18 protein-coding genes are annotated in these 13688 nt (G+C 52.3%); 8 read left to right on the forward strand and 10 right to left on the reverse strand.

Annotated features, from left to right (window positions below; genetic code table 11):
- Positions 1-107: 107 nt before the first annotated feature.
- Positions 108-1292 carry a serine hydrolase domain-containing protein gene (locus tag ACO0LL_RS27495; protein ID WP_422954005.1) on the reverse strand — a complete coding sequence of 395 codons (1185 nt, stop codon included), beginning with the start codon at positions 1290-1292 and terminating at the stop codon, positions 108-110.
- 252 nt (positions 1293-1544) lie between these two features.
- Between ACO0LL_RS27495 and ACO0LL_RS27500 the strand changes: the two genes are divergently transcribed.
- Entirely contained in the window at positions 1545-2375 is an 831-nt protein-coding gene (locus ACO0LL_RS27500) for an aminoglycoside 3'-phosphotransferase (protein WP_422954006.1), read from the forward strand.
- 28 nt (positions 2376-2403) lie between these two features.
- On the opposite strand, the gene ACO0LL_RS27505 is transcribed toward ACO0LL_RS27500, so the two are convergent.
- From ACO0LL_RS27505 to ACO0LL_RS27515, 3 genes are all read right to left on the reverse strand, one after another.
- The gene (locus ACO0LL_RS27505) at positions 2404-2952 is read right to left on the reverse strand and encodes a DUF6714 family protein (protein WP_422954007.1); all 549 of its coding nucleotides are present in this window, start codon (positions 2950-2952) and stop codon (positions 2404-2406) included.
- Between the two features lie 117 nt (positions 2953-3069).
- Positions 3070-3618: a DUF6714 family protein gene (locus tag ACO0LL_RS27510; RefSeq protein WP_422954008.1), complete on the reverse strand. Its 549-nt coding sequence runs from the start codon at positions 3616-3618 to the stop codon at positions 3070-3072.
- Between the two features lie 28 nt (positions 3619-3646).
- Positions 3647-4399 (reverse strand): SIMPL domain-containing protein, encoded by a 753-nt coding sequence (locus ACO0LL_RS27515; RefSeq protein WP_422954009.1) that lies wholly within the window; start codon positions 4397-4399, stop codon positions 3647-3649.
- Positions 4400-4833: 434 nt separating this feature from the next.
- Here ACO0LL_RS27515 and ACO0LL_RS27520 point away from each other — a divergent pair, with 434 nt between their 5' ends.
- The 5 genes from ACO0LL_RS27520 (at position 4834) to ACO0LL_RS27540 (ending at position 7475) form a co-directional block, all read left to right on the forward strand.
- Positions 4834-5010 carry a CBS domain-containing protein gene (locus ACO0LL_RS27520; RefSeq protein WP_422954010.1) on the forward strand — a complete coding sequence of 59 codons (177 nt, stop codon included), beginning with the start codon at positions 4834-4836 and terminating at the stop codon, positions 5008-5010.
- On the forward strand, positions 5007-5489 hold the full coding sequence (locus tag ACO0LL_RS27525) for a hypothetical protein (protein ID WP_422954011.1): 483 nt from the start codon (positions 5007-5009) through the stop codon (positions 5487-5489). Before ACO0LL_RS27520 ends, ACO0LL_RS27525 begins: the two co-directional genes overlap by 4 nt.
- Before the next feature lie 85 nt (positions 5490-5574).
- Entirely contained in the window at positions 5575-6609 is a 1035-nt protein-coding gene (locus tag ACO0LL_RS27530) for a suppressor of fused domain protein (protein WP_422954012.1), read from the forward strand.
- A gap of 8 nt (positions 6610-6617) precedes the next feature.
- A complete protein-coding gene (locus ACO0LL_RS27535) occupies positions 6618-6995 on the forward strand; it encodes a hypothetical protein (protein WP_422954013.1) in 378 nt (125 codons plus the stop codon).
- Positions 6996-7118: 123 nt separating this feature from the next.
- A complete protein-coding gene (locus ACO0LL_RS27540; protein WP_422954014.1) occupies positions 7119-7475 on the forward strand; it encodes a DUF1801 domain-containing protein in 357 nt (118 codons plus the stop codon).
- Positions 7476-7688: 213 nt separating this feature from the next.
- Here the strand turns inward: ACO0LL_RS27540 and ACO0LL_RS27545 are convergent, their stop codons facing one another.
- On the reverse strand, positions 7689-8255 hold the full coding sequence (locus ACO0LL_RS27545) for a GNAT family N-acetyltransferase (protein WP_422954015.1): 567 nt from the start codon (positions 8253-8255) through the stop codon (positions 7689-7691).
- Positions 8256-8362: 107 nt separating this feature from the next.
- Here ACO0LL_RS27545 and ACO0LL_RS27550 point away from each other — a divergent pair, with 107 nt between their 5' ends.
- On the forward strand, positions 8363-8761 hold the full coding sequence (locus ACO0LL_RS27550; RefSeq protein WP_422954016.1) for a GFA family protein: 399 nt from the start codon (positions 8363-8365) through the stop codon (positions 8759-8761).
- On the opposite strand, the gene ACO0LL_RS27555 is transcribed toward ACO0LL_RS27550, so the two are convergent.
- The 4 genes from ACO0LL_RS27555 to ACO0LL_RS27570 all read right to left on the reverse strand — a co-directional run bounded on the left by ACO0LL_RS27555 (position 8752) and on the right by ACO0LL_RS27570 (position 11362).
- Complete coding sequence (locus tag ACO0LL_RS27555) at positions 8752-9210, reverse strand: hypothetical protein (protein WP_422954017.1); 459 nt, start codon at positions 9208-9210, stop codon at positions 8752-8754. The genes ACO0LL_RS27550 and ACO0LL_RS27555 overlap by 10 nt on opposite strands.
- 53 nt (positions 9211-9263) lie before the next feature.
- Positions 9264-9938 (reverse strand): GNAT family N-acetyltransferase, encoded by a 675-nt coding sequence (locus tag ACO0LL_RS27560; protein WP_422954018.1) that lies wholly within the window; start codon positions 9936-9938, stop codon positions 9264-9266.
- A 413-nt stretch (positions 9939-10351) separates the two neighbouring features.
- Positions 10352-10879, reverse strand: coding sequence for a demethoxyubiquinone hydroxylase family protein (locus ACO0LL_RS27565; protein WP_422954019.1), 528 nt, complete (start codon positions 10877-10879; stop codon positions 10352-10354).
- A gap of 54 nt (positions 10880-10933) precedes the next feature.
- Positions 10934-11362 (reverse strand): MarR family winged helix-turn-helix transcriptional regulator, encoded by a 429-nt coding sequence (locus ACO0LL_RS27570; protein ID WP_422954020.1) that lies wholly within the window; start codon positions 11360-11362, stop codon positions 10934-10936.
- Positions 11363-11510: 148 nt separating this feature from the next.
- On the opposite strand from ACO0LL_RS27570, the gene ACO0LL_RS27575 reads away from it, so the two are divergent.
- Complete coding sequence (locus ACO0LL_RS27575; protein WP_422954021.1) at positions 11511-12314, forward strand: alpha/beta fold hydrolase; 804 nt, start codon at positions 11511-11513, stop codon at positions 12312-12314.
- Between the two features lie 17 nt (positions 12315-12331).
- Here the strand turns inward: ACO0LL_RS27575 and ACO0LL_RS27580 are convergent, their stop codons facing one another.
- A complete protein-coding gene (locus tag ACO0LL_RS27580) occupies positions 12332-13498 on the reverse strand; it encodes a serine hydrolase domain-containing protein (RefSeq protein ID WP_422954022.1) in 1167 nt (388 codons plus the stop codon).
- Positions 13499-13688 lie beyond the last annotated feature (190 nt).

Here is a 13688-nt window from a genome sequence, read left to right on the forward strand (position 1 = left end):
TCTTACCGTCGTCTAAAAATGCGTTATGAGAAACTAGCTATGACACACGAAGCATTTCTTTCGTTGGCTTGTTCTCTCATTTGCTGGAACTTTCTTAAACCTTTAATTTAATTTCGCAACAGCTTCTTAGCCCCGTCGTCGTAGAGTGCTGCAACGCCGCCCGCCAGCGCATGTGGTTGTGATCCCTGCAGATTGGTCAGTACAACCACGGTCAAATGCTTCTCAGGCAGGTGTACACGCCAGGTGGCAGCACCGCCACCGTAAGAAATCGCAGCCTGTTTGCCAAAGGGCATGAAGATAAAGCCCAGGCCATAATCACCGTCCTGACCATTGCGCAACTTGTAGGGCGTGTTCATTTCTTTGATCAGCGCAGGTTTGATGAGCTTGCCGCTGGCCAGTGCCTGCTCAAAACTGACGAGGTCGTGGATATTGCCATTCAAGAGGCCGGCCGGGGCCAGGTAATCGGGCATGAACTTTGCTCCATAGTGGTAAATCTTGTCTTTCATAACCACGGGGCGGCCATTCTTCATCTCCAGCTTGCTATGGTCTTTGCTGATATCGAGTGAAGTATATAGGTCACTGCGGCCAGGGATGATGGACCAGGCATCACCAAACTTTGCGCCAGTGATGCCCATGGGCTGGAACAAGTGGGTTTGCACAAACTGCTCATACGGCATGCCGCTGATTTTTTCTATGACCATGCCCAGCAGCATATAGCCAGTCTGGTTATACAAAGATTTTTCACCTGCGGGCTGCAGCGGCAGTTTTGCCAGCTCCTGAATCAGGATGTCGCGGTCACCGCTGATGGTGGTGATGTTGACGTCATCAGTAATCGCATCCGGCAAGCCCGAGGTATGCGAGAGGCAGTGACGCAGCGTGATGCCAGCCCAGGCCGCAGGCAGTTGCGGCAGGATTTTTGTGATGGAGTCGTCAAGCGCAATGCGGTCATCCTGCACCAGCAGCATGATCGCGCTGGCGGTAAAGATCTTGGTCATCGAGGCCCGTGTATAGACCGTTTCTGTTTTCGTTGCCACATTGTGTTCCAGGCTGGCCAGGCCATAAGCGCTTTCCTTGATGAGCTTGTTATCACGCAACACAGCCACTGTCATGCCGGGGATATGCCGCTTTTGCATTTCAGCACGGACATAATCATCGACAGTGTCGGCATGTGCCTGCATGGGGCAGGCAGCCAAGCCACCCAGCAAGGCCAGGCTGGCGGCAAGAACACGGTATGTGGGGAACAGGGATGGTGCAGAACGCAGTATTGATTGTATGGATGGTATTGATTGCATTGATTTCTCCTGGTTTGATTTTCACGCTGGCGGGCAAGGTTTGCCATATCGCCTTTGCGCTGTTTTTTCTTGTCTGCCGACAAGTGCAGGCTTACTTTATTGCCAAGTAAAACAGGCGGCTATGGAGAAAAGATGGATTGTAAAAGCAGGGGAATGAAATGCAAAAATCGCAGACAGATGGCGAGACCCTGGATGGCAGGGCAAAGCAAATTTGAATAAGAAACTTGAAATAAGCTGTGCCGCCCAAAGATCATGGACACCAGTAAACCAGAACAGCAGCCCATGCACCCTATGCACCAGCTACCACCCACCATCACTCATTTCATCGCCAACGCCACCCTGATTGCTGATGACATTGGCGAATCCCCCAGCAATGTATATCGCTTCAGCAAAGGCGGCGAACACTTCTTCCTCAAGACTTCGTCACCTGTGCTGGTATCCACCACTTATAGCATCAAACGCGAAGCGCAGGCGCTGCAATGGCTGAACGGGCGCATAGGTGTGCCTGAACTGGTGGCGGTGGCTGACAATGAACATGGCGAAGCCATGATCACCCGCGCCGTGCCTGGCGTGCCCTTGTCAGCACGGATAAAAGCCGGACAGCCAGTCAGCCATTTATTTATCGAAGCCCTGCGCCAGTTGCAAGCCTTGCCCACGCATGGTTGCCCGCTGCATGCAGGCGCCGCCATGCGCTTGCGCGAGCTTGAATACCTGGTCAGCCAAAACCTGCATGCGCAAGAGTATGAGCTTGATCAATGGCCGGGCCTGCACAGCGTGCAAGACCTGATCAACTTGCTGCATGCGACCCTGCCAGCAGAAAATCCGCAAGACCTGGTTTTTGCCCATGGTGATCTCGGTGACAGCAATGTGTTTGTCGATGAGCACGACCAGCTCTATTTCATCGACCTGGGCCGCGCAGGCCTTGCCGACCGCTGGATGGGCATCGCCTTTGCCCACCGCAATCTGTGTGAAGAAGTGTCTGACAAAGTGGCGGATGAATTCCTGGCTTCACTGGCCTCGTTAGGTTATGCAGATGCGCCAGCGAAGCGGGAGTTTTTTATGCAGTTGGATGAATTGTTTTAGACGCCGGAGATTCTGGCGAGTGTGCCGACTATTGATTCCAGTAGTCTGCCAGGGCTTTGGAGATGTATTCCCACATATTGCTGTTGTAGATATCATCCAACTGTAGTTTCAGGTAATCGATAACGACCGTTCTCTGGGCTTCATTCAAAAGTTTTTGCTGTTCTTCTACCTGGCTACTGAAGACCAGATGGTAGATCAGATCAAACTCAACGTCCTCCCCCAGATCTGCCTGCATAAATGCAGGGAGGTGGAAGCGCATGCCTGCTGCATCAAAAAAAGACAAGCTGCTGTTGCATCGATTAAGATCCTCTAACTTGATGCATCGCCAGTCAGTTTTTTCATCTTTAGCCCGGTAATTTGCGCAGTCTTCTTCACTGGCGTAGTGATCAATTCCTTGCGCTTCATACAAACCTACACCATTCCCCAAGCGTACGTCAGCAAATGCATGTTCCGTGGCTTGCCTGAGTGTGGCAGCTCGTGAGCCCAGATTTAGCCTGAGTTGCTTCCGTGCGATGCAGGTTTCGTCGTGGCCAGCAGCACTCGCGTCATCTATGTCTTTTTGTGTGGGATAATACATTGCTACATGATATATTTCTTTAGCATTCCATGCCACGATTGTGGAATGCTTGATTTAACCTCTACACTCATGCTTTGTAGGGTGTGCCGCACGCACCATATAAAAATGCGGGACAGATTACTCATTCCAGTATCCAAGCAAGGCATTGAAGGCATGCTCCCACTCATGGCGATAATCTTCATCGTCCAGCCTTAAATTGAGATAAGCAACGACGACAGCTCTTTGTGCATCATCCAGGAGTGCAAACTTGTCTTCCATAGAAACACTTTGTGTCAGGTGATAGATCAAATCGTAATTGACTTGATAATCAAGATCCCCTTGCATAAAAGCTGGTAAATGAAAGCGCATGCCTGCTGCGTCAAAAAAAGACAGGCTGCTACAGCAGAGATTCATGTCCTCCAGGCTGATACGCCGCCAGTCAGTTTTTTCATCTTTTTCCCGGTAGGCAGCACAGGTTTGTGCATCTTCGTAATCATCCAGCCCCTGGGCTTCGTGCAAGCCTGTACCATCACCTAACTGAACATCAGCAAACGCCAGGTGTATGGCTTGTTTGAGCGCGCTTGCGCGTTCACCCAGTTGCTGCCGCGCTTGTGCCGGTGCGATGGTGACGGCTTCATAGCCGCTCGCGCGCATGGCATCTATATCTTGTTGTGTAGGGTAGCTCATCATTAAAGGCTGTGTTCATGAAGCTTGATCAGCGTTCTATGCTGTACTCTATCGTCACCACGACGCGGGCCACTTTGTCGATGGTGGTCTTGTCGTATGTACCGCCGTATTCGTCCGAACTGGTTTCTGTGCCGACTGGCAGAATATAAAATGCTCCCTGCGAGGCAGAGCGCATGCTGCCTACCTTGACCGAGCCGTATTTGGCAAATTCAGAGGCACGCTTGTTGGCGTTTTCGGTGGCGGCACCTATCAATGACATCTTGATGTCTTCAAGCTTGGATACGAGGTATTGCGGTGCGCTGTGGAATACTGGCTGGCCATCCGCTTCGAGTTGTAGTGCAGCGCGGCTGACGTTGGTTACCTTGGTCAGGTCTTTCGATGTGACCAGTATGCTTTGCGTGGCCTTGTAGCCGCGCTGCACCTGGCGGTTGCGGCCATCGGGCAAATCTTCTATCACCATATTGGGCTCTACGGCTTCTTCTGATTCTTTCAGCGCAGTTTTTTCAAAGCCTTGCTTGCCCAGGAATTCATCGAGCACCGGGCGTGATTTACGCAACTTGGCCAATGCCTCGGCAAAGCTGGGCGCCACTACCGTTACGCCTATACGCCATTCTGCATAATCAGCTTGCACAGGTTTTTCTGCCAGACCCTTGACCGAGATACTTTGCTTGCCCGCACCGATATGCCTGGCCTGCATGCCAAAGATAAAAGCCGCAGCCGACATGCCCAAGGCCAGCAAAACGCCAAGTATGACCAGGGCGCGGGATAAGTCTTTGTTCATTGTATTCTCCAGAAATGACAGGGCATGAAGCAGGTATTTGTGCATTGCAAAAGCACGGTGTTAACATACTCCAACAAAGCAATTATTTTCCCTATACACTTTGCACTTTGTTGCAAAATAAAATGAGAACTCATTTCATGATTGGGAGTGAGTGCGAACGAGGTGATTCGGGATGCAGTGCAAGGCGTAAGGTGTGTACTCTGTGCAGCTAAGGCTGGGCGCCTTAGCAAAAGGCACAACGCAGCAATGCGCCCGAATCGCCCGTTCCCGTAGGGTTTGCCTCGTAACGCTGGTCAGATTGCTGTGGCCCGCGGCAAACAGGCGAATTATTTCGCAGCTACGTACGTCTTGTCGGTTAAAGTTATGAGGCAAACGCACCTCGCTCCTAATTATGAAATGAGTTCTACACGCCATGCAAAGAAAATGGTCTGCTTATGCACATCGTCGAGCTGGTACCGCTGCTGTCTGACCAGGGCCTGCACCATGTTCCCATCATCAATGAAGAACGCCGTTTGACATGCATGCTCACGCAATCCGACCTTGTGGCGGCTTTGTACAGGGGCAAACTGGCGGATACTGAAACTGAAGCACAAGTACAGACCAGACAATGAAAGCATATACACCCACCATATTTGCCTTGCGCCAGTTGCTGTACAGGGCTATCCCACTTGTCGTATTCTTGCTGATCATGTTGGGCAGTTACCTGCTGATAGGCAAACTGCTTGATACCATCTTCATTATTTTGTCGTCAGCCGGGCTGGCACTGGCCTACCTGGCCTGGTTTATCTCTGCATATTCAAAGGGTCTGATCGATACCCCAAGGCGGCAATGGCAACTGACTTTCGAGCATGCGACAATCAGCATCAATGCAGTATGGGGGCGTACCGGGATTGACCTCGACGCCGTCAAGAAAATTGTCCTGGTCAGTGATGATAACTGGGACCAGATCATAGGTATGGAAGTGCAATGCATGAAACTGGTTCTGGTCAACGGCTTTTCCATTATCATCCCCGGCAGCTCGGCGAATTTTGATAGTACGCTGGAAGCGATCAGACAAATCAGGCAGGTGGAAGAGGTGCTGGTCAATTAGAATGCCGGGCAAACCCGCAATAAAAGAAACATGCACCAAACATAGCCTGAACATACCTCAAACGAATTTTGGAAAATCAAAGAACATGAATGCAGAAGAAAAGGACGAGCAATTGTGGCAAGCTGTGTATGAGGCGCGTGCGGCGGCTTATACAGAACAATTTGGCCCGCTGCCTGATGATATTCTCAAAGTGATGAATTTGAATGTGGTCTGGCCAGGCGGTGGTTTGTATCAGCTGGCCGCCCCACAGTTATCGCCGACTAGCTGGCTGACTTCCAGTTTCGGACTCAGCAATCCAGATATGCCGACAACGGTGGCAACTGAAGATGTGGTTGTCGAGCATGATGAACTGGGGCGCCCAGTAAAAACCAGTATGCAAATCAAGGGCAAGGACAAAGTAGCCACTTACCCAGGCCGCCCGGGTTATGGCTATGAGTTCATGGTCCTGACACATGGGCAGGCAGAATGGCCACTGTGGCTCTTGCAATGGGCAGTCAATAGCGAGATACAGCAGGATGTCGATTTCTTGGGCCGCGTCGATAAATACCAGGGCATGACAGTTGAAGATATTTATGTCGGTGGCGAGCAGATGGTGAATATCCTCATCACCAGGGCGCGTGCACCACTGCCAGCCACATTCAAGCTGCCCAATGGTGAGATGAACTTATTGGTGGCAACCACGATTACCGATGATGAAATGATCTGGTCCAAGAGCAATGGCCGCAATGCCCTCATGAACATCCTGCAAAAGTCAGGTGTGGGCCAGTTCAGCAAGCCGGACCGTCCCTCGGTATTCCACCCGCAAGGAGTCGATTGCGTCAGCATCAAGAGCAGGGAGCAGGCCGAGGCCCTGGCAGAGCAGGGCTTGCTGCGCCGAGGGTTTTTATTCCCGCCCCAGTTTGGTGGTGAAGATGTCGTCTTTAATATTGCCTATATGCCGCGCGACGCTTATATGCGCAAATTGTTTGCTGACAAACAGATAGGCGAACTGGTGCAACAGGGCTTGATAGAGAACTACCGCGCAGATCCTGAATATGAGGGCGACAGTTTTATCGCCAAGCGCATACGCATACAAGCCAGCGGTGCGAAGAGCCTGAGTATTGATATAGACATTTACTGATATTGCCGATGCAAAAAACTTTGCGCTACTTCAACTGTTTTGCCTTCATAGCTCTGCTGGCAGGCAGCGGTCAGCTTTGGGCATCTGGCGGCACCGGCGAATACACCCTCAATTGGCCAGTACGTGGCGAGCTGCTGGCCTATCATTCCAGCGGTTGCGCAGATGCCTGCTGGGTTGCCGAGGTGCGCAAAAAATCCACCCGCCAGGTCAGGGCGCGTTTGCGTTGTGATGGTGATCAACTGTATTTTTCAAGAGCAGGTAAAGGCAAGGAGCAGCTATTACCTGATGGCTGCGCAAGCTACAATGACAGTAATGACAAACCCAGACTCATTTCTGAGAAGTTGACGACGCTGCTGCGAGATCAGCAGGGCCAGGTCAGGAAATGAAGAAAGACATCATCAACGTAGCAACTCACGTAGCCATTTTGTAGGGTGCGCCGTGCGCACCATCTGCAACAGTACCTCAATTGCTGAAATCCTGACACCGCACATGAAAAGGGAGCAGACCCCATGAGTACAGAGAGAATCAACAAGCTATTGCAAGACATACGCATGCTTAATGAAGAGAACTACGCGCTGGTACAAAGCCTGCGTGAAATGATCCTGAAGCTTGATAAGGGCGTGAGCGAAGTTGTCAAATATGGCGGCCTGCTGTTTTCAGCAGCACGGTCATTTTGCGGTGTTTTCTCTTACAAAAACCATGTGACGCTGGAATTTGGCCTGGGTGCATCCCTGCCTGATAAATACAAGAAGCTCGAAGGCGATGGCAAGTACCGCCGCCATATCAAGCTGACTTCTGAGCAGGACATTAGCGACAAACATGTGCATGCATATCTTCTGCTGGCCTTGAAGGCGGCGAACAAGTAGCCGTGAGTTGCACCGCGATGCTTGTAAATGGCTAGCCGTAGGGCGCATTGCAATGCGCCGCATGTGTGCGTGGTGTACTGCGCAGATATTTCCGCCCGGGGGTGTAGTGATCCCATACGGCGCATTACAATGCGCCCTACATCAAGGCGATGATGTGAGTATTCTGGTAATTTGTATGGGAGCAATAAGCTGTTTCGAATTGCGCCGCTTGTTCTAGGATGCTTCGCCCCGCTTCACCCAATCACTACGCAGCAAGCCATAAATTGCCGAATCCGACACCACATCGTCAATGATCCAGCGTTCGCGCAGATAGCCTTCGCGGATGAAGCCCAGTCTTTCGAGTGAGCGGGCGGAATTGATATTGTCCGGGTGGATGTCGGCGTCGATGCGGTTGAGGTTTAATTCATTGAAGCCGTAATTGAGCAGGGTCACCAGGGCTTCGTTCATGTAGCCCTGGCCCCAGTAAGTTTCATCCATGTCGTAGCCAATCTCGGCGCGGCGGCAGCCTGTGTCAAAGTGGAACAGGATGCAACTGCCCAGAAACACCTTATCAGTCTTGCGTATCAAGGCCAGGCGCAGCAGATCGCCCCTGACCATGGCGGCCTGATCCCGTTCGACCATGCCAGTGGCCTGGCCAAGTTCTGTCCATGGTGCAGTGGTCATATAGCGCATGACCTTGGCTTTGGAACGCATGCGCAGGATGGCGGCGGCATCGTCCATGCACAGGGGGCGCAGATGCAGGCGGGGGCTGTCTAACGTGACCTGGTTAAAGGCGGGCATGATAAGTCTCCTAAGTGGATAGCAGGCAGATTATAACCGCGCACCAATGAACTGCACTTCAATAAAGTCTGTGTACAATAACAGGCCATCTACAAAAATAAAACATCATGAAAACCTATCACGGCAGTTGCCATTGCAAGGCCATACGTTTTGAAGCGGACATCGATCTGGCCGATGGCAGCATGCGTTGCAATTGCAGTTTTTGCCTGAAGATACGTTGCTGGGCAGCAGTCGTAAAACCAGAGTCTTTTCGTCTGCTGGCAGGTGAATCTGAACTCAGTGAATATCAATTTGGCGCAAAGAACGAGCAACATTTTTTTTGCAAGCATTGCGGCGTGCGGCCGTTTGGCGTTGCCCACTCACCCCGGCGTGGCAAATTCTATGGTGTCAGCGTGAGCTGTCTTGATGATGCCAGCATTGCAGAACTGGCAGCAGCACCGGTGACCTATGTCGATGGTATCAACGATAACTGGGATACGCCGCCAGCAGTGACCTGTTATCTGTAGGTGCTGATGTTTTTCTCATAGCCGCTTAACGCAACGGTATGCTGCCTAATTTGTTTCGCTGGATCGTACATCGACCAGACAGCCAGGATTATCAGCACAATCTCTACGGTAGCCAGTGCTGCAAATGCCTTGCTAGTGCGCCGTTTTGCATAGGGATGTGAGATGTTGATTGCCCAATATATCCATATCGCCAGACATGGGAGAGTGGCGCACCATAAGAGCAGGCTGTAATCGTCAAATAGCTGGGTACTTAAGTTAATTTGTTCCTTGGGGAAAATTGCATGCAGGTCATGAAAAACGGGAATAAAGAAAGTCCCTATCAAGCCTAGCAGCAAGGTCAGCACACTGGCGCAAATTGCGTTTGCCCAGAAAAAACTGGATGTTATTTGGGTTTTCTGCATTTCTTTTGTGTCGCTATGCTGTCCGTCTGTATTAAGTAACTGCGTCAAGTAACTGCATCAAGTAACTGCATCAAGTAACTGAGTCAAGTTCAAATCCAATCTTACTCCACCAGCACAGCCGCCGTCATTTCAGACGCCAGCGTCCAGCCCATGGCGGTGTAGAGCGCACGGCCCTCATCGGTCGCCACCAGAATGCCGGTGGATGCCGCTTTGCTGCACGCATGGTTGGCCAGGCTTTGCATGATGGCAAAGGCCAGCCCACGGCGGCGGTGTGCGGGTTCGGTGACGATCTGGTCAAACACGGCGTATTGTTTGTAGATGGCCATGCGGCCCGTCGCGGCATGGTGGCCTTCGCTGCTGCAGGCGCGGGCGGTGACAGCATCGCCATCTTCAATGAGGTTGATGTGGTAAGCCTCAGGCATGGTGACTGCCGTCGGGGCGATGGATTTGCTCATCAAATATTCCAGCGGTTTGACCTTCCAGCGTGGGGGCAGGATGCCCGCGACGCTGCTGTGCGGGGCGCACACCTTGAGCCAGGTATCTGGCGTATCAAGCTCTTGCGCGAGTTTTTGTATGGCACTCAGGACATGGCCCTGCAGGACATAGCGTTCCAGATGGCCGGGCAGGCCCACCTGTATGCGGTAGCCAAAATCGGCCAGCGGTATGGGGGCATCAGTGCCACGCGAAATCGTCCAGCCATGTGCCCAGGCGCCGAGCAACTGGTCTGTATTGGCTGTGTCTCCAGCAGTGCCACTTGTAGAAATAGGGTTGTGCATATCAGCCTCTGCTTGTATCAAGATAATGATCTATCCAAAAAGCAATTTACTGCATTATGTTGCCTTTAAGTAAATATATCAACTATTTGTCAAAAGATTAATTAAAAATTATTGTGGATGATGCTATTTTGTTAGCCTGCCTTATCAATTTGCCTGGCCTTGTCTGGCAGTAATGCAGGTTACTGTCATAGGTAAAAGCGCATATTGTGCCGGCATATACAGGGTTCTGAGACGATAGGCGCGGGCGGGCATGACAGCAGGGATGGCGTTGTAAATATGCAATCAATGTCATAAACCATATGCTGGTTTTTATGCGTTTTTAGTCTGATCTGATACAGGCTTGTGGATGTTTTGCGGTCGGCTGTATCGCGCAGCCTGCGGCATTACACACCATTACACACCATTAGACACCATTAAACACGCATGCCTGTCCAGATAACCGCTTCGGTCGCGCCAGACACAAGGGCTTGCAGGGGCTTTGTGCAAAACGACTTCGTATCCATGTGCGTGGCTGATTGGTCATGATGCAATTGTTCTTCAGCGACAATGGAGGCAACGACCTTGCTTGCCGCCTCGTCTATTGTTGCCAGCGCCACGAGTTGCGCCTGCAAGTGGCGCAACACAACGCGCTCAACTGCTACCGTGGTGGCGGCAATGGCGTGGCGGCCAAACAGACCAGTAATGAATCCCAGTACAAAGCCGCCTGCTGCACATAAAAAAGCGCTGCGGCATGGCGGGCGGGCACGGCGCTGCAATTCTGCTGCAAACAGGGCGCGGTGTTTTTCTTCATGAGCTTTGAACTCGCGCAACTCGGCGAGCATGGCGGGAGCGGTGAAGCGGGCAACAAGAATTTGCCCTGCATAGATGTGTACTGCACCATGCTCACCCGCATGATTGACCTTGAGGGTGCGCATGGCATGGGTGCTTGCGTGTGCAGTCATGATTTTCTGGTTGTGCTAAAAGAGAGAGGGCAGCACCATTGTATCTAGCCCATCTTACTCCAGCCCCGTATCCTCTGCCTCAACCAGCTTGCTCAGCAGCTTAAGCAACTGCTTTTGCTCTGTCGCATTCAGTACGCCAAATTTGTCTGTCAGCACCTGCATGGCGATCTCATTGGCGGTCACGAGCATGCGTTCGCCCTGCTTGTTGAGGAAGTGTTCTATGCGCCGCCCTTCGCCGGGGCGGCGTTCTATCAGGCCTTGCGTGACGAGACGGTTGGCCAGGGTGCCAAAGGCCTGGTCAGTCTGGAAGGTGGCCAGGGCCAGGTCATGCGATGATGCGCCGGGCATGCGGCCGATAGCGCGCAGGGCATCCCATTGCGCCAGCGTGCTGCCTGCCGCGACCAGGGCAGTTTCCAGCGCCCGATGCTGGCGGTATTGGGCTTGCTTGACGGCACGGCCCAGGTGTTGGATGTGATTTAGCATGCGGTCAGTCTAGCATGAATGTAAATATACTGATATAAATTGATTTATATAAACATATTTATATAAATGTGCTTATAATTGTGTTTGTAATCGTGTTTGTAATTAAGTCGCTTCATACGATCATCATTTTGCTTTCGGAGTATTCACCATGTCCTACGCACCAGAAACCCATATTACAGAGCTGCGCCCCGGCCTTTCGATTACTTATGAACAGGCAGGTCAGGGGCAGCCTGTATTGATCTTGCATGGTGGCGGCGGCACCGCCACGGTGGCTGGCATAGCCCGTCATGTATCTGCAAATGCACTGAGCATCCTGCCTACCCACCCTGGCTGGAACGGCACTGCCCGCCCAGACGATATACAAACAGTCGCCGATGTCGCCAAGGCCTATCTGACCCTGCTGGATAAGCTGGACCTGCGCAATGTTGTGATCATCGGTTCATCGATAGGTGGCTGGATAGCCTCAGAAATGGCTTTGCAAGATACAGCTGACGGTGGCAAACAGCGCATTGCCCGTTTGGTACTGGTGAATGCCGTCGGCATTCATGTTGATGGCGAGCCTATTGCTGATCCCTTTGTGCTTGGCCCGCGTGGTCTGGCTGAACATGCTTTTCATGAACCAGACAAATTCTTTATCGATCCGTCCAGCCTGCCTGCAGAGCAACAAGCCATGCAGCGTGCCAACATGGCGTCCATGCGTGTAATTGCCGGTGCGCCCTTCATGCATGACCCGCATTTGCGCGCCCGCCTGCAGCAAATCAACATTCCGGCACTGGTGGTGTGGGGTCAGAGCGACAGGGTAGTCACCACTGCCTATGGACAAGCGTTTGCCGCTGCCTTTGCCCACAGCCGCTTTGCGCCCGTGCCGCTGGCAGGCCACTTGCCGCATCTGGAACAGCCTGTAAAAACCTTCGCGATCATTGATGAATTCTTTGCGGCTGGCGATGCATAAGCCCCATCAATGCATGATCAGCAGATGCTGAGGGCCTGACATAAAAAACCAGACTTCAACCCCAGCATGGGGAACTGGAATAGCTCAAGCTGGCCGGGGATGACATTTGCCGTTAGTGCCTGCGCCAGTTTCAGGCCCTGGTCACTGCCGGTCAGCAATATCATGGCGTCGCCCGTTGCCGGGGCGGCAATCACAAAGGCGCGGTAGCCATAGTTGTTACCCCAGTGCCAGAGCAGGGGCGCGCGGTCTGCTGTGCTGGTATGTGCAATCCCCCAGCCCAGGCCCCATTCCGTGTTGCTGCGCTGGTCTGCCATGACGGGTCGGTCGAATATCTGCTTTTGCAGATCAGTGTCTTTTAATATCGCCTGCACAAAACGCGCATAGTCGCCAATGCTGGTATGCAGGCTGGCCGCAGCTACCGCTCTCCGATCAGAGCGAAGCCGCGAGGGCAGGGCTTTGCCCTGCAGGCTGCCAGCGATGAGCTGGTTTTGCCATTCTTTAGGTGGTTCATAACTGCTGTGCTGCATGTCCAGTGGCGCAAATACGGCTTGTTGCATCCAGGCTTGCAAGCCCATGCCCGTGATGGATTCAAGCGCGGCTTGCAACAACACATAGCCTTCACCAGAGTATTGCCAGCGCGTGCCCGGTTCTGATTCAAATGCCAGCTTGCCGCTTGCCCAGTTGGGCAAGCCTGCCGTGTGCTGCAAGACCATGCGCGCCGTGACTTTTTGCAGGCGAGTGTCAGTGAATGGCTCACGCGGGCTGTTCACTTCTCCCGGTTTTGTCAGATGCTGGTAACCCTGCGGCAGGTATTGCATCAGCGGCTCATCCAGCGCCAGCTTGCCCTGCGCAGCCAGCTTCAGCACAGCATAGGCAAACAGCGGCTTGGAAAGGGATGCTGCCTGAAAAATGCTGCTGGCGTCAGGCATCACAGCATCTTCACAGCCCTTGGCAAACAATGGTTCCTGTATCTGTTGATTGCGGATGTATACCAGCGCAGCCGTGCAGACCTGGTGTTTGCTGGCGAGTTGCTGTAGTTGCTGTAGCTGTTGCGGCTGCTGGATTTGCTGGATTTGTGCGGGCGGCGCTGCAACCGCATTGTCAGCCGTATCAGCAGCCTGACCAGGAACAGCAAGCAAGAGACTGGCCGCAGCCAAAAGGACGCCGTAGTGTTTATTGAGCATGGAGGTAAAAAAGCATGAAGGCAAAAAATAGCTGGTCGCAAAATTATACGACATCAAGGATTTTATGTATTTGCCATGACAAAATGATACAAAAAAGCATTTCCTGATATTGATAAAACAGCTATCATTGATGCTAAATTAACCACGTTATCGACATGCGCATGAATTGACCACGGCAGACGTATTCGCC

This window comes from Undibacterium sp. TC4M20W (genome assembly GCF_049340245.1).
In the GTDB taxonomy this organism is placed as follows: Bacteria; Pseudomonadota; Gammaproteobacteria; order Burkholderiales; family Burkholderiaceae_D; genus Undibacterium.